We start from the raw sequence: 15,069 nt of genomic DNA, 5'->3' as shown, positions 1-15,069 counted from the left end.
GTGACAAGCCTTGCTAAGCTCAAGGTTTTGATCGCCCAACGGACCGCATGCCCATGCAGCAACCGGACGACCGAAAGCCTGGCGATCCTGCCCGCGCGCGCGTTCCTGCGGTGTCGGGCCTGTCGTCGGTGTGGCGCCGCGTGCTGGAGCCGCCGGTACCCCCTGCGCCGGCCGAACGCGGTGTGCTCGGCTTCTTCCTGGACGTCGTCCACGAGGATGGCGCGCCGTATGGGCGCGTCGACGTCGCGCCGGCCGTGCTGGCGGTGGCCGAGCACGGCCGCTTCGTGCGTCCGTCGCCACTGGACAGCAAGCATCTGGTCAACGCCCAGCTGGAGCCGCACGAGCAGCGACTGGCGGCCACCGTGCTGGGTCTGCCGCAGAACGTGCGCAAGAGCCGCAGCTATGCCCGGCTGGCCGGTCACGTCGGCGACGCGCTGCTGGCCGAGATCCTCGACACCGCGCCCTGCTTCCTCGGTGGCCTGGGCGGGCTGCGCCTGTCGCGCGGCAAGTCCCATCAGCTGAACTGGCACTGGCACCTGGAGAGCGATGGCAGCCAGCGCCTGCTGCCGGCGCTGGCTACCGGCCAGCGGCTGCTGCGCATCGATGGCCTGTGGTATCTGGATGCCGAACGTGCCGAGGTGGGTCATCTGGAGGCGCCGGTCGAGGAGATCGCCTGGCTCGATCTGCCGGCGCTCAAGCATGACGACAGTCACCGTCTGCGCGATGTCCTGCCGCATAGCCGCCTGGCGCAGCGCGTTCCGCTGCCGCAGGTGTTCGAGGATCTGCGCCGGGAAGATCTCGCTCCCAAGCCGGTGCTTACCCTGCACGCACTGACCCGGCACGCCCGGCTGGCGGCCGGCACGCCGCCGCTGGCCTATGCGCGGCTGGCCTTCGACTACGCCGGCGAGCGCCTGCCCGGTCGCGGTGGCGAACCACTGGTGCGACGTGTGCGGCAGGGCCAGCTGGTGGAGATCGTGCGTCGTCGCGCCGACGAACTGGCGGCGATGGAGCAGCTCGAGCGCGCGGGACTCACTCCCGCCGTGGACACCGAGGGCCTGCCCTGGGACCTGGCCGACACGCTGCCGGAAGACGCCTGGCTGTTCCCCGGCAAGGGCTACGCCGGTGCGCTGGAGGTGAACACGCCGGCGCGCTGGCTGGCCCTGCGCGGCCGGCTGGAAGGCGAGGGTTACCTGGTCGAGTACGCGCCCAGCTTCCCGTTCGAGGTGCTGGAAGGGCCGGTACACTGGTACGGCGACGCCACGGAGGACGCCGACGACCACGCCTTCGACCTGGAGATCGGTATCGAGGTCGAGGGCAAGCGGCACAACCTGCTGCCGGCCGTGGCGCAGGCGCTGGCCGAGCACCAGCTCAGCCTGAGCCCGGTGCCGAACGAGCCGGAGGACGCGGTGTGGTACGCGCCGGTGGACGACCGCCGCCGAGTACCGGTGAAGCTCAAGGAGCTGCGCGACCTGCTGGCGCCGCTGGCCGAGTACCTGGAGAAGCCGCGCAAGCAGCTTCACCTGCCACGCGTGCAGGCCGGTCGGCTGGATGAGCTGGTCGACGTGATGCCCGAGGGCGGCCAGCTGCAGGCCCCGGAGGCACTGCGCGGCTTCACCGCGCGCCTGCGCGATGCCGCCGAGCGCGCCAGCGATGCGATTCCCGAGGGACTCACGGTGGAGCTGCGGCCTTACCAGCGCGAGGGCCTGCGCTGGCTCAACGCGCTCGCCGAAGCGGGTGTCGGTGGCGTGCTCGCCGACGACATGGGCCTGGGCAAGACGCTGCAGCTGATCACCCACCTGCTGGCGCTGAAGGAGCGCGGTGCGCTGACCCAGCCGGCCCTGGTGGTGGTGCCGACCAGCCTGATCCCGAACTGGCAGGCCGAGTGCGCGCGCTTCGCGCCTGCGCTGAAGGTGCTGGCGCTGCACGGCCCGCAGCGCAGCGGCGACTTCTCCCAGCTCGGCCAGCAGGACATCGTGCTGACCAGCTACGCGCTGTTGCCGCGTGACGTGGTGGCGCTGCGCAAGCACCCGTTCGCGCTGATCGTGCTGGACGAGGCGCAGCAGGTGAAAAACCCGCGCACGCAGGCGCGCCGCGCCGTGCTCAGCCTGCGCGCGCCGCGCTGCATCTGCCTCACCGGCACGCCGCTGGAGAACCACCTGGGCGAGCTGTGGTCGCAGGTCGACCTCGCCGTGCCGGGCCTGCTCGGTGACGAGGGTGCGTTCCGCCGCCATTACCGCGGCCCGATCGAGAAGCAGCACGACGAGGCCTGCCAGGTGCGGCTCAACCGCCGGCTGGCGCCGTTCATCCTGCGCCGGACCAAGAGCCAGGTGGCGGCCGAGTTGCCGCCGAAGACCGAGATCACCCGCCGCGTGGTGCTCGATGGCCGCCAGCGCGAGTTGTACGAAAGCCTGCGCCTGTCGCTGGCCGACGAACTGCGCCAGGTGATCGCCCAGCGTGGCATCGCCCACTCTGGCATCGTGGTGCTCGACGCGTTGCTCAAGCTGCGCCAGGTCTGCTGCGATCCGCGGCTGGTGAAGCTCGAAGCCGCGCGTGGCGTGCGCGACTCGGCCAAGTTCGAGCTGTTGATGGACATGTTGCCGGCGCTGCTCGCCGAGGGCCGCAAGGTGCTGCTGTTCTCGCAGTTCACCGAGATGCTCAAGCTGATCGCCCACGAGCTCGACCGCCGCCGCATTCCCTACGTCACGCTCACCGGCGAGACACGCGATCGTGCCGAGCCGGTGAAGCAGTTCCAGGAAGGCGACGTGCCGCTGTTCCTGCTCTCGCTGAAGGCTGGCGGCGTCGGCCTGAACCTCACCGCCGCCGACACGGTGATCCACTACGACCCGTGGTGGAACCCCGCCGCCGAGGCGCAGGCCTCCGACCGCGCGCATCGCATCGGCCAGGACAAGCCGGTATTCGTGTTCCGCCTGATCACGGCGAACACGGTGGAAGAGCGCATCGAGGAGATGAAGGCACGTAAGGCCGAGCTGGCCGATGCGGTGCTGGAAGGCGGCGGCGCACGCGAGAAGCTGAGCTTCGACCAGGAAGATCTCGACGCGTTGCTTGCCCCGGGCTGAGCGCGCGCCAGGCCGATGGCATTGCTACCTGCTGTTGATGACTGCCTTGGACGTCTCGCTGGCCGTGTGATCGTTCCGGCTCAGCCCGACGATGGAGGGTTGCCGCGTGTACGCAACAGCGCATCGACCGACTGCTGCCACTGCGGCGAACCGGGGGGCGCCTGCGGAGCTTCCTGTCCCAGCTTGCGTTGCACCGCCTGGTTCCACTCGGGCGAACCGGGGTCGGGGCCATGGCCGTCGCTGGAAATTCCCAGCGAGCGGTCAACCCATTCGTACCAGGCGGGTGAGCCGAGGGTGGCATCGTCGGGCGTGCTCGACGTGGGGGAGCCGGCCGGGGGCGCGGGGGGCGACGGGGAGCAGGCAGTGGCGAGCAGGGTGGCCAGACTGGCGGCGAGCAGGCGGCGCATCGGCATGACTCGGTGGGGAGCGGGAGCGTACCGAGGCTAGCCGTGTCGCGTTCAGCCCGTGTCAGGCCGACGCGAAGAAGCGTTTCACGCGCGCGCCGCGACCTCGTCGATGTGGCGCAGCAGGTCGGCCGGGTCGTCGTACACGCGCAGGGCGCCGGCATGCTGCAGTTCCTCGCGGCCGTAGCCGCCGGCGAGCAGGCCGATGCCGATGGCGCGCGCACGCTGCGCGGCCAGCATGTCCCACACGCTGTCGCCGACCACCAGCGCGTGGCGGATATCGAAATCCAGCCGGTGCGCCGCGGTGACGAACAGGTCCGGGTCCGGCTTGGCGTGGCGCACCTGGTCGCGCGTCACCACCGGCACCTTCGCCGGATCGACGCCGAGCGCGGCAAGGTTGTGCGCGGCGGTCTCCATGCGGCCGCTGGTGGCGATCGCCCAGGGGATCTGCTGCTCGGTCAGGAACGCCAGCAGTTCCCGCGCGCCCGGCAGCGGCTTGACCGAGCCCTGCGTGTGCTGGCGGTTGAAGGCGTCGGCGTGGCGCCGGCGCAGCCGCTCCAGCCGGTCCTCGGTGATGTCCAGCCCGGTTTCGCGCAGCAGCATGTTGGCGAACAGGCCGCCGCTCATGCCGATCTTGCGGTGGATGCGCCACACCGACAGCTCCACGCCCTCGTCGTCCAGCGCTTCCTTCCAGGCCAGCACGTGCTGATACACGCTGTCGACCAGGGTGCCATCGAGGTCGAACAGGAAGGCGGTATCACTGCGAGGCATGGGCTTCTCCTGCGGCACTCGCGCACCGTGCCACGGCATGCGTGACGAGCGCGCCATCGCGCGGTCGCACGGGTCAGCGGCCGAGCAGCGGCCGGCCCGATTCCATGATCGCGATCGCGGCGGCGCCGAGCAGGCCCGGTTCCGGATTCATGATCGCCTGGGTGGGCACCTTTTCCATGATGTCGCGGAAGCGGCCCTTGGCCTCGAAGCGCTCGCGGAAACGCCCGCGCTCCAGCCACGGCAGCAGGATCGGGATCAGGCCACCGGTGAGGTAGACGCCGTCCCACGCGCCGAGGGTGAGCACCAGGTCGCCGGCGACGCTGCCGAAGATGCCGGCGAAGGTCTCCACCGTCCGCGTGCACAGCGGGCAGCTGCCGTCCTTGGCGCGGGCGGTGACGTCCTCCGGCTTCAAGGGTTGCGGGGTGGCACCGGTGATGTGGCAGATCGCGTCGTACAGGTTGACCAGGCCCTGGCCGCAGATCAGCCGCTCGTTGGAGACGCGGCCGTACTTGTGGTTGAGGTAGTCCAGGATGGCAATGTCCTCGGGCGAGTGCGCGGCGAAGCCGGCGTGGCCGCCTTCGGTCTGCAGCACGCTGCAGTGGCCCTGGCGCACCAGCAGGCCGCCCACGCCCAGGCCGGTGCCGGGGCCGACGATGGCGAAGGTCTGTTCCTCGTGCGCGCCGATGCTCGGCAGCGGCAGCGGACCGACCGGCACCAGGTCATCGCCCTTGAGCAGGGTCACCGCCATGCTCTGGGCGGCGAAGTCGTTGACCAGGTGCACGCCGTCCAGGCCCAGCGCCTCGGCGGTCTGGCGCGCCGAGATGGCCCACGGATTGTTGGTCACCTTGACCGTCTCGCCGTCCTCGATGCGCCCAGCGGCGGCCACCACGGCACGCTTCACCGAAAGCCCGGTGTCGGCCAGGTACTGCCTGGCGGTGGCGACCAGCGATTCGTGCTCGGCGACGCGGTAACGTCGGATGCTTTCCTTCAGCAGCGGATCGGCACGCGACGGATCGGCCACGCCGAAGCGCACATTGGTGCCGCCGAGATCGACCAGCAGGGTGGGAACGGAGGCGTGGGCGTCAGCCGGCATGCTCGAAACCTTCAGCACAAGCGAATAGGTAAGGGTGCCCTGCCCTAGGGCGCGAGTCCAGTGGGACGGGCAGGATGGACATCACGGGGCCAGGCTGGCTCCGCCGCTGCCTATCACGTCGGCGTAGAACCTTGCGCTCGCCTTGGGCGTGCGCTTCTGCGTGGCGAAGTCGACGTGATAAAGCCCGAAGCGCTTGGCGAAACCCAGCGACCACTCCAGGTTGTCCAGCAGCGACCAGGCGTAGTAACCCTTGACGTTCACGCCCGCGCGTATCGCCGCGTGCACTGCCTTCAGGTGGCGCCGGAAGTAGTCCACGCGCAGCGGGTCCTCAAGCACGTCGCCCTCGACCACCGGCGGGTCGTAGAACGCGGCGCCGTTCTCGGTCACGTAGAGCGGGAGGTCGCCGTAGCGGTCCTTGAACCAGGTGAGGGTGTCGACCAGCCCCTGTTCGTACACCTCCCAGCCGGTCTCGGTGTACGTGCGGTTGGGCTGGCGCACCGGCGAGGCGCGCAACGGATGCTGGGCGGGATCGTTCCCGACCACGGCGCGGGTGTAGTAGTTGATGCCGACGAAATCGACGGTCTGCCGGGTCAGCCCGAAGTCGCTGGCCGGGAACGTCGGCCACGCGTCGCCGAAGCATGCCTTCAGCTGCGGCGGGTAGCTGCCGAGCAGCGCCGGGTCGGCAAACTGCTGGTTCATGTAGGCGTGGGCGCGGGCCGCGGCCGCCACGTCCTCGTTGCGGTCGCTTGCCGGATATTTCGGCTCGATGTTGAAGACCACGCCGATCTGCTGGCGGCCCACCGCGCGGTAGGCCTGGATCGCCGCCCCGCTGGCGCGCATCAGGTTGTGCGCGGCGATCGGTGCCTCGTACGTGTTGCGGTGCCCGGGGGCCACCGTGCCGTGCAGGTAGCCACCGTCGGTGACCACCCAGGGTTCGTTGAGCGTGGTCCACATCGGCACGCGGTCGTCCAGCGCCTTGAACATGACCTCGGCGTACTCTGCGAACCAGTGCGCGCTGTCGCGGTTGAGCCAGCCGCCGCGATCGTCCAGCGCCGCCGGCAGGTCCCAGTGGAACAGCGTGGCGTTCGGCGCGATGCCGTGTTCGAGCAGGGTGTCGACCAGGCGCGAATAGAAATCCAGCCCGGCCGGGTTGATCCGCCCGGTGCCCTCCGGCAGGACGCGTGCCCAGTTGATGCTGAAGCGGTAGCTGGTGAGCCCCAACGCCTGCATCAGCTTCACATCGTCGCGGTATCGCCGGTAATGGTCGCAGGCGACGTCGCCGTGGTCGCCGTTGGCCATCATCCCCGGCGTGTGGGCGAAGCGTTGCCAGATGCTCGGTCCGGCACCGTCGGCCAGGGGCGAGCCCTCGATCTGGTAGGCCGACGTGGCGGCGCCCCAGACGAAGTCCGCGGGGAAGAGAAAGCGTCCTGACATTGACGGGTCCGATGGCCGCACCGCGGCTTGCTGTAAACGATTACGCGGGGAGAATAGCCGAACGCCCCTTGGGCATGCACCATGACGACGTCGGGCTCCGGGGCGGGCCCAATCAGTGGAGAACCCGATGGCGGTCGTTCGGCTGGAGGCGCTGCGCAAGGAGTACCCGGACGGCCACGTCGCCGTCGCTGACGCGACGCTGGAGATCGCCGACGGCGAACTGCTGGTGCTGGTCGGACCCTCCGGCTGCGGCAAGACCACCCTGCTGCGGATGATCGCCGGGCTGGAGCCGATCACCGCGGGCACGCTGACCATCGGCGGGCGGGTGATGAACGAGGTGCCGCCGAAGGACCGGGACATCGCCATGGTGTTCCAGAACTACGCCCTGTACCCCCACATGACCGTGGCCGAGAACCTGGGTTTCGGCCTGCGCCTGCGTGGACAGCACCGCCACGAGGTGGCGCGGCGCGTGCGCGAGGTGGCGCGGTTGCTGGAGATCGAGCCCTGGCTCGATGCCCGGCCGGGTGCGCTGTCCGGCGGCCAGCAGCAGCGTGTGGCGCTGGGCCGGGCGCTGGTGCGCAACCCGCGGGTGTTCCTGCTCGACGAGCCGCTGTCCAACCTCGACGCGCGGCTGCGCCTGTCGATGCGCCTGGAGATCGCGCGGCTGCACCGGCGGCTCGGCGCCACGATGATCTACGTCACCCATGACCAGATCGAGGCGATGACGCTGGGCCAGCGCATCGTGATGCTCGACGGCGGCGTGATCCAGCAGATCGACACGCCAATGAGCCTCTACCGGCGGCCGGCCAACCGTTTCGTCGCCGGTTTCCTCGGCAGTCCGGCGATGAACTTCCTGCCCGGCACGCTGCGGCTGGCCGACGGCTGGGCGTTGGACGGCCCGCACGGCGTGCTGACCCTGCCCGGGGTCGCCGGCTGGCCGGGGTCGTGGGATCGCCGCGAGGTCACCCTCGGCGTGCGGCCGGAAGACCTGCATCCGGTGGATGCGCCCGGTCTGCACACGCTGAGCGCGCGGGTGGAGGTGGTCGAGCCGGTCGGCAACGAGGTGTTCCTCAACCTGCGTACCGGCGGCAAGCCGCTGGTGGTGCGGCTGCCACCGCGCACGCTGCCCGAGCCCGGCACGCTGGTGCACCTGGCGCCGGATCCGTCGATGCTGCACCTGTTCGACGCGGCCAGCGGAGAGCGCATCGGCGACTGAAGGCTTGCGGTGCGAACTTTTTTCCCGCAAGACTGACAAAAGGACACTTGGCTTCAGGGGGAAGGTCCAGGCCCATGGTTCGCATGGAAGCGATTACCCGCCACTACCGGGTGGGCGGGCAGACGATCGCCGCGCTGGATGGCGTCGGCTTCGAAGTCCCGAAGGGGCAGTTCACCGCGATTGTCGGGCCGTCCGGTTCGGGCAAGTCGACCCTGCTGAACATGCTCGGCTGTCTGGATCGGCCCGATAGCGGCCGCTATCTGCTCGACGACGTGGACGTGTCCACCTTCGATGACGAGCGCGCCAGCGATTTCCGCAACCGGCGCATCGGCTTCGTGTTCCAGTCCTTCCATCTGCTGCCGCGACTGAGCGTGCTGGAAAACGTATTGCTGCCACGGCGCTTCCTGCGCGGCGACGGCGGTAGCCTCGAGGAGCGCGCACACACCCTGCTCGAGAGGATGGGACTGGGCCAGCGGCTGGAGCATCGTCCCGGCCAGCTGTCCGGTGGCCAGATGCAGCGCGTGGCGATCGCCCGCGCCCTGCTGATGCAGCCGGCCCTGCTGCTGGCCGACGAGCCCACTGGCAACCTCGATTCGAAGAGTGCTGCCGACGTGCTGGCGTTGATCGATGAGGTGCACGCCGATGGCCAGACCGTGGTGCTGGTGACCCACGACGCCGATGTCGCCGCGCGGGCGCAGCGGCAGATCACCCTGCGCGACGGGAGGATCGAGCATGATTCGGCGGCGTGAGTGGCTCGGTCTCGCCATGGCGCTCGCGATGCCGTTCGCGCAGGCGTCCGCCACGGTGTTCACCGGCGAGATCCGCCTCGAGGGCGCCCAGCGCATCGAGACGCCGCCCTCCAACAGCTCGCCGGTGGTGCTGCGCTACTACGCGCCCGACGGCAGTCACGTGAAGCCGGGCGAGGTGCTGCTGCGCATCGATGCCGGGCAGGCCGAATCGCAGGTGCGCAAGCTGCAGGCGGAACTGGCCGCACAGCAGGCCAAGGACGCCAAGGAGGTCGCCCAGCTCGAGCTCAAGGCCAGCGATGCCGAGCTCAAGCTGGCCGACGCGCAGGCCGAGCGCGACACCGCGGCGGTGGACGCCGCCCTGCCGCGCCACCTGATTTCCGCACTCAACTACGACCGCTACCAGAGCGAGATGCAGCGCACCGAGCGCGCACTGGCGGTGGCGCACGAGCAGGCCGACGAAGCGGAGGCGGCGGTGAAGCGCCGTCGCGAGGACGGGGCCTTGCAGCAGCGCAAGAAACAGATCGAGCTGGATTTCGATCGCCGCCAGGTCACCCGCGCCGTGGTCAAGGCGACCCGTGCCGGTACCGTGGTGCACGGCTTCGACAACATGTTCGGCAACGGCGGGCGCTACGAGGAGGGCTCCTCCAGCTATCCCGGGCAGGCCGTGGGCGAGGTGGTCGGCGGTGGGCACGACTACGACGTGCGCGCCTGGGTGCTGGAGCCCGATCGAGCCGGGCTGAAGACCGGACAGTCCGTCGCATTGACTGTCGACGCCTTGCCCGGGCGGCTGCTGCACGGCCGCATCCGGAGCATCACCGGTGCGTCGGTCGCGCACAAGGACTGGGGCGACGGTCGCTATTTCGAACTGGCCATCGATCTGGCTGACGCCAACGCGTTGCCGTTGCGGCCAGGCATGAGCGTACGCGCGGACACCGATCCGGCCGACCTGTCCGCCGATCGGCCGGTCGTCGCCGATACCCAGCCATTGCATGCCGATGGAGAGACGTTCGCGCGCGACAGCATCGCCATCTCCCCGCCGGCGGTGAATGGCCTGTGGCAGATGACCGTGACCCAGATGGTCGGCGATGGCGAGACGGTGGAGAAGGGAGGCACCGTAGTGGTGTTCGACGGCAGCCAGGTGATGAAGCAGCTCACCGCCAAGCGCAGCGAACTGGACGAGAAGCTGCGCAAGCAGGAGCAGACCCGACTGGACCTTGCCGACCGCGCGCGCGAAGCCGAACTGGCCACGGCGCAGGCCCGCGCCGAACTGGAAAAGGCACGCCGCAAGGCGAACCAGCCGAAGGAATACGTCGCCGGCGTGGAATACGCCAAGCTGGTGATCGCGCGGACCAAGGCCGAGCGCAAGCTCGCCCTCACTGTCGAGCGCGAGCGGGTGGCGGCGGCCGAGCGTCGCGCCGAGCAGCAGGTGGCCGATGCCGACGTCGAACAGGCGAAGCACGAGGTCAGCGTGCTCACTGCGGCACTCGCCTCGCTCACGGTGAAGGCGCCGCGCGCCGGCATCGTGCTGCACCAGAGCGCCTGGGACGGCAACAAGATCGATACCGGCTCGCAGGTGTGGATGGGGCAGTCGGTGGCGCAGATGCCGGACCTGTCCACGCTCGCGGTGCGTGCCTCGCTGCCGGAACGCGAGCTCGAGCGCGTGCACCAGGGGCAGCGCGTGCGCGTGGTGGTGGCCGGCGGCGGCGACCGCTCGGTCGACGGCACCGTGGCATCGGTGGGCGGTACCGTGCACAGCAAGTCGCGGGTGGAGGCGATCCCGGTGGTCGACCTGGTGGTTACGCTCGATTCCAACCATCTCAAGCTCAAGCCCGGGCAGGCGGTGCGGGTCGATTTCCCGGTCGATGCCGCGACCTCCGCATCCACGAGGCAGGCACCATGAGCCGCCGTATCGCCTGGCTCGCCTGCCTGACCCTCGCGCTGGTCGGCTGCGGCAAGCCGGACACCGCACGTGTGGTGCTGGAACGGGTCCACGCCGGTCCGCTCGATTTCGTCGTCAGGGGAGAAGGGGAGCTGCGTTCGGCGAAGGCGACGCCCCTGCTGATTCCCGGCCAGGTGTTCACGGTGCGCCAGGTGGCCTGGATGCTGCCGGACGGCAGCCCCGTCACCAAGGGCGAACTGGTGGCGCGGTTCTCCGCCGAGCAGAGCAGGCAGGACCTGGATCAGGCCGAGATCGACCTGGAGCGCAACCTGCTCGCGCGTGCCGCCAAGCAGGCCGAACTGGACGACAAGCGCGGCCAGCTCGGCGTGGACCTGACCCAGGTTGCCGGACAGCTGTCGATCGCCCGCCGCTACGCCAACGCCAGCCCGGAGGCGATGGCCCGCAACGACATCCTCGATGCGATCCAGGACGCCAACTATCTCACCGTGCGCCAGCGCATCCTCGAGTGGCGCGAGCAACAGTCCGGCGTGCGCGGCAAGGCGGAGCTCGCCGTGCTGGATGCGCAGCACAACACCTACGCCACCGTCGCCGGACAGAAGAAGGCCGATCTCGACGCGCTCGAACTGCACGCCCCGCACGACGGCGTACTCGTGCTCGAGCGAGACTGGATGGACCAGGTGCCCCACGTCGGCAGCCGCCTTTTCGCCGGCGACAGCTTCGCCAGCCTGCCCGACCTCTCCAGGCTGGAGGTGCAATTGGCTGTTCCGCAGATCGAGGCCCAGGGCGTGCAGGTGGGCGATGCGGTCGAGCTGCATCCCTGGGGCGAGCCCACCCAGAAAGTCGCCTCGCGGCTCAGCTGGGTGGCGGCGGCCGCACAGTCGCGCAGTCGGCAGAATCCGGTGAAGTACCTGATGATGAAAGCCAGCGTGCCAGCCGAGGTGGCGCGTCGCTACGGCTGGACGCCGGGCCAGCGTTTCGTTGGCACCGTGGTGCTGCTGCACGCGGACAAGGGCCTGGCGGTGCCGAACGTGGCGCTGGCCAGCGACGGCGATGCCAGCACCGTGCAGGTGCTCGCCGACGGCAAGGTCGAGCGGCGCATCCTGCAGCTGGGCGTGCGCGGATCGTCCCGCAGCCAGGTGCTGTCGGGTCTGCACGAGGGTGACGAGGTGCTGCTCGGTCAGGCCGGCAGTGACGGCGCACCGGCAGGCAAGGGAGCCGCGCCATGATGCTGTCACCCGCCTGGCGCGAGGCCGTCGACGCCCTGGCGCGGCGCAAGCTGCGCACACTGCTGACCCTGCTCGGCATGATCTTCGGCGTCGCCGCCATCGTCGCCATGCAGGGCGTGGGCGAGGGCAGCCGGCGCGAGGCCCTGAAGCTGGTGGAGAGTCTCGGCCTGCACAACCTGATCATCGAGGCCAAGCCGCAGGACCAGGACAGCCTCAAGGAGATCCGCGCACGCAGCCTTGGCCTCAGCGAAGCCGACGCCCGCGCCGCGCTGCTGGTGGTACCCGGCGCGGAACGCTACGCCGCCGAAAAGCGGGTGCATCGCTGGGCCGTGTTCAGCGACGACGGCCAGAGCACGGCCGAAGTCAGCGGCATCACGCCGGACTATTTCCGCCTGGCGGCGCTGCGCCTGGCTCAGGGGCGCGCACTTGATACCCGCGACAACGATTCGCTCGCCGCCGTCGCCGTGCTCGGGGCGCAGGCCGCGCACGACCTGTTTCCCGACGGCAAGGCGCTGGGTCGGCTGGTCAAGGTCAACCAGGTGTGGTTGCGCGTGGTCGGCGTGCTGGCCGACCGGGATCTCGGCCAGGACAAGTTCGAGGGCGTTTCGCTGGGAGCGGATGCCAACCGCGTGTTCGTGCCGCTGCAGAGCGCGCACGCCCGTTTCCGGTTCCAGCCGATGGAGGACCCGGTCGACCGCTTCCTGCTGCAGCTGAAGGATCCGGACACGCTGGCGGCCGGTGCGCGCGTGCTCACCCAGGTGCTCGACCAGCGGCACGCCGGTGCCGCCGACTACCGCATGATCGTGCCGCAGCAGCTGTACCGGCAGAACCAGAAGACCCAGCGCATCTTCTCGATCGTGATGGGCTCGATCGCCGGCGTCAGCTTGCTGGTCGGCGGCATCGGCATCATGAACATCATGCTGGCGAACGTGCTCGAGCGCCGGCGCGAGATCGGCCTGCTGCGCGCGATCGGCGCGCGGCGTGGCGACATCGTCAAGCGCTTCCTGCGCGAAGCGGTGGTGATCTGCACCTCTGGCGCCGTGATTGGCCTGGTGTTCGGCGCCCTGCTGGCTTACGCCATCGCCTTGTTCGCCGGCTGGAAGGTGGCCTGGCAGCCGGTCGGGGTGCTGGCTTCGGCGGTGGCCTGCGTGCTGATCGGCTTGGCCTTCAGCATCTATCCGGCGCGCCAGGCGGCGGCGCTGGATCCGATCGCCGCGATCCGCGACGAGTGAGCCAGTCGGGCGGCTGCGGCTGCGTGCCCCGCGGGGCCCAGCCGCCGCAGGGGTACAATGCATGGCCGAGCTTTCCTGCAGGACCGATCCATGAGCTACCCCGCGATCCGCCCCCGCCGCATGCGCCGCGACGCGTTCTCTCGTGCGCTGATGCGCGAGCACGCCCTGCAGGTGACCGACCTGATCATGGTGGCGTTCGTGATCGAGGGCGAGAACCGGCGCGTGGACGTGCCGTCGATGCCGGGCGTGCAGCGGCTGTCGATCGACCTGCTGCTGGAGCTGGCCGGCGAATGCGTGCGCCTGGGCATCCCGGCCCTGGCGCTGTTCCCGATCACCGACGCCCCGAAGACCGAGGATGCCGCCGAAGCCTGGAACCCCGACGGCCTGATGCAGCGGGCCTGCCGCGCGCTGAAGGCGAAGTATCCGGAGCTGGGGCTGATCGGTGACGTGGCGCTGGATCCGTACACCGTCCACGGCCAGGACGGCCTGATCGACGCGCACGGCTACGTGATGAACGAGCCGACCATCGAGGCGCTGGTGAAGATGTCGCTGGCGCAGGCCGAGGCCGGCATGGATTTCGTGGCCCCCTCGGACATGATGGACGGCCGCGTCGGCGCGATCCGCGAGGCGCTGGAAGCCGCCGGCCACATCCACACCCGCATCCTCGCCTACTCGGCCAAGTACGCCTCCAGCTTCTACGGCCCGTTCCGCGATGCGGTGGGCTCGGCCGCAAACCTCGGCAAGGGCGACAAGCACACCTACCAGATGGACGTGGGCAATGCCGACGAGGCGCTGCGGGAGGTCGAGCTGGATATCCATGAAGGCGCGGATGCGGTGATGGTCAAGCCTGGCCTGCCGTACCTGGACGTGCTGCGCCGGGTGAAGGACGCCTTCGGCATGCCCACCTTCGTGTACCAGGTGTCGGGCGAGTACGCGATGCTCAAGGCGGCCTGCCAGAACGGCTGGCTCGACGAGAAGTCGGTGGTGCTGGAAACGCTGACCTGCTTCAAGCGCGCCGGCGCAGACGCCATCCTCACTTATTTCGCAATCGACGCCGCACGCTGGCTGCGCGGCGAATAGGGCGCACCGGAAAGCCCGCGTCGTCGCCGGCGGCCTGCAGGCTCAGCGCTTCGGGCCGGTCAGCCGGATCTCGTAGATCTTCGGCCACTGCTTGCCGGTGACGAACAGCCGGTCGCCCTTCGCGTCGTAGGCGATGCCGTTGAGCACATCGTTGGCCGGGTCGATCATCTGGTCCGGTTTCGGGCCGAGGCCGGCCAGGTCGATCCAGCCGACCACGTGACCGCTGACCGGATCGATCCGCGCGATGCGCGAGGTCAGCCACACGTTGGCGTAGATCTGCCCCTTCACCCATTCCAGCTCGTTGAGGTTCTTCACCGGCGTGCCGTCGGCGGTGACCATGATCGAGGCCACCTGGTCGAGGGTCTCCGGGTCGAGCACGCGCAGGAACGGCGTGCCGTCGCTCATGTAGATGTGCCGGCTGTCGGCGGTCAGCGCCCAGCCCTCGCCCGGGTAGTGGAAGCTGCCGGTGGGACGGAAGCTGTCCAGTTCGTAGGTGTAGCCCTTGTGCGATTGCCAGGTCAGCTCGACCAGCTTGTCGCGCCAGGCGACGATGCCCTCACCGTAGTCCGGTGGCGCCAGGTCGCGCTGCTGCAGCACGTGTCCGGTGGCGAGCTCGACCTTGCGGATCGACGAGGCGCCGATCATGCCGGTGCTCTCGTAGAGAAAGCCGTCACGGTAGAACAGGCCTTCGGTGAAGGCCTGCCGATCGTGCGGATAGGTGTGCACCACCTTGTAGCCGTAGACCGGGACGGCGGCGTCACAGGCGCAGGCAGTCAGGACCAGGCAGGCGGCGAGCAGGAGGCGTGCGGCAGCGTTCATGCCCGTGATGATTCCACACTTGCGGTGGTGTTGGTCGCGGTCACGGAGCCGCCGCGGACGCGTGACAT

At 69.6% G+C, this 15,069-nt stretch carries 12 protein-coding genes; 7 read left to right on the top strand and 5 right to left on the bottom strand.

Features of this window, described 5'->3' with window-relative positions; genetic code table 11:
* Positions 1-53: 53 nt before the first annotated feature.
* Positions 54-3,077: a DEAD/DEAH box helicase gene (locus NC595_RS00250; RefSeq protein ID WP_253564133.1), complete on the top strand. Its 3,024-nt coding sequence runs from the start codon at positions 54-56 to the stop codon at positions 3,075-3,077.
* An 80-nt stretch (positions 3,078-3,157) separates the two neighbouring features.
* Here the strand turns inward: NC595_RS00250 and NC595_RS00245 are convergent, their stop codons facing one another.
* The 4 genes from NC595_RS00245 to NC595_RS00230 form a co-directional block, all read right to left on the bottom strand.
* Positions 3,158-3,484: a hypothetical protein gene (locus tag NC595_RS00245; RefSeq protein ID WP_253565671.1), complete on the bottom strand. Its 327-nt coding sequence runs from the start codon at positions 3,482-3,484 to the stop codon at positions 3,158-3,160.
* 84 nt (positions 3,485-3,568) lie between these two features.
* A complete protein-coding gene (locus NC595_RS00240; RefSeq protein WP_253564132.1) occupies positions 3,569-4,252 on the bottom strand; it encodes an HAD family hydrolase in 684 nt (227 codons plus the stop codon).
* 73 nt (positions 4,253-4,325) lie between these two features.
* On the bottom strand, positions 4,326-5,345 hold the full coding sequence (glk, locus tag NC595_RS00235) for a glucokinase (protein WP_253564131.1): 1,020 nt from the start codon (positions 5,343-5,345) through the stop codon (positions 4,326-4,328).
* 81 nt (positions 5,346-5,426) lie between these two features.
* The gene (locus NC595_RS00230; RefSeq protein ID WP_253564130.1) at positions 5,427-6,779 is read right to left on the bottom strand and encodes a GH1 family beta-glucosidase; all 1,353 of its coding nucleotides are present in this window, start codon (positions 6,777-6,779) and stop codon (positions 5,427-5,429) included.
* 127 nt (positions 6,780-6,906) lie between these two features.
* Here NC595_RS00230 and NC595_RS00225 point away from each other — a divergent pair, with 127 nt between their 5' ends.
* From NC595_RS00225 to hemB, 6 genes are all read left to right on the top strand, one after another.
* Complete coding sequence (locus NC595_RS00225) at positions 6,907-7,995, top strand: ABC transporter ATP-binding protein (RefSeq protein ID WP_253564129.1); 1,089 nt, start codon at positions 6,907-6,909, stop codon at positions 7,993-7,995.
* A gap of 74 nt (positions 7,996-8,069) precedes the next feature.
* Positions 8,070-8,744, top strand: a complete 675-nt coding sequence (locus NC595_RS00220) for an ABC transporter ATP-binding protein (protein WP_253564128.1) — start codon at positions 8,070-8,072, stop codon at positions 8,742-8,744.
* Positions 8,728-10,644 (top strand): HlyD family secretion protein, encoded by a 1,917-nt coding sequence (locus NC595_RS00215; RefSeq protein ID WP_253564127.1) that lies wholly within the window; start codon positions 8,728-8,730, stop codon positions 10,642-10,644. Before NC595_RS00220 ends, NC595_RS00215 begins: the two co-directional genes overlap by 17 nt.
* A complete protein-coding gene (locus NC595_RS00210; protein WP_253564126.1) occupies positions 10,641-11,870 on the top strand; it encodes an efflux RND transporter periplasmic adaptor subunit in 1,230 nt (409 codons plus the stop codon). The genes NC595_RS00215 and NC595_RS00210 overlap by 4 nt, the downstream gene beginning before the upstream one ends.
* Positions 11,867-13,102 (top strand): ABC transporter permease, encoded by a 1,236-nt coding sequence (locus NC595_RS00205; RefSeq protein ID WP_253564125.1) that lies wholly within the window; start codon positions 11,867-11,869, stop codon positions 13,100-13,102. The genes NC595_RS00210 and NC595_RS00205 overlap by 4 nt, the downstream gene beginning before the upstream one ends.
* A gap of 90 nt (positions 13,103-13,192) precedes the next feature.
* Entirely contained in the window at positions 13,193-14,182 is a 990-nt protein-coding gene (hemB, locus tag NC595_RS00200; RefSeq protein WP_253564124.1) for a porphobilinogen synthase, read from the top strand.
* Positions 14,183-14,224: 42 nt separating this feature from the next.
* Here hemB and NC595_RS00195 read toward each other — a convergent pair whose 3' ends face one another.
* Entirely contained in the window at positions 14,225-15,001 is a 777-nt protein-coding gene (locus NC595_RS00195) for a glutaminyl-peptide cyclotransferase (protein ID WP_253564123.1), read from the bottom strand.
* Between the last annotated feature and the right edge of the window lie 68 nt (positions 15,002-15,069).

This window comes from Dyella lutea, from assembly GCF_024158035.1.
Classification (GTDB): Bacteria; Pseudomonadota; Gammaproteobacteria; order Xanthomonadales; family Rhodanobacteraceae; genus Dyella_A; species Dyella_A lutea.
The sequence above is the reverse complement of the archived record's forward strand: the minus strand, read 5'-3'. Positions and strand labels throughout refer to the sequence as shown.

Excerpts from the sequence above, each read along its gene's own strand:
- NC595_RS00230 (WP_253564130.1), bottom strand. The coding sequence starts at position 6,779 with ATGTCAGGACGCTTTCTCTTCCCCGCGGACTTCGTCTGGGGCGCCGCC.
- NC595_RS00240 (WP_253564132.1), bottom strand. The coding sequence starts at position 4,252 with ATGCCTCGCAGTGATACCGCCTTCCTGTTCGACCTCGATGGCACCCTG.
- NC595_RS00195 (WP_253564123.1), bottom strand. The coding sequence starts at position 15,001 with ATGAACGCTGCCGCACGCCTCCTGCTCGCCGCCTGCCTGGTCCTGACT.
- NC595_RS00210 (WP_253564126.1), top strand. The coding sequence starts at position 10,641 with ATGAGCCGCCGTATCGCCTGGCTCGCCTGCCTGACCCTCGCGCTGGTC.
- NC595_RS00245 (WP_253565671.1), bottom strand. The coding sequence starts at position 3,484 with ATGCGCCGCCTGCTCGCCGCCAGTCTGGCCACCCTGCTCGCCACTGCC.
- NC595_RS00215 (WP_253564127.1), top strand. The coding sequence starts at position 8,728 with ATGATTCGGCGGCGTGAGTGGCTCGGTCTCGCCATGGCGCTCGCGATG.
- NC595_RS00205 (WP_253564125.1), top strand. The coding sequence starts at position 11,867 with ATGATGCTGTCACCCGCCTGGCGCGAGGCCGTCGACGCCCTGGCGCGG.
- glk (WP_253564131.1), bottom strand. The coding sequence starts at position 5,345 with ATGCCGGCTGACGCCCACGCCTCCGTTCCCACCCTGCTGGTCGATCTC.
- NC595_RS00225 (WP_253564129.1), top strand. The coding sequence starts at position 6,907 with ATGGCGGTCGTTCGGCTGGAGGCGCTGCGCAAGGAGTACCCGGACGGC.
- hemB (WP_253564124.1), top strand. The coding sequence starts at position 13,193 with ATGAGCTACCCCGCGATCCGCCCCCGCCGCATGCGCCGCGACGCGTTC.
- NC595_RS00250 (WP_253564133.1), top strand. The coding sequence starts at position 54 with ATGCAGCAACCGGACGACCGAAAGCCTGGCGATCCTGCCCGCGCGCGC.
- NC595_RS00220 (WP_253564128.1), top strand. The coding sequence starts at position 8,070 with ATGGTTCGCATGGAAGCGATTACCCGCCACTACCGGGTGGGCGGGCAG.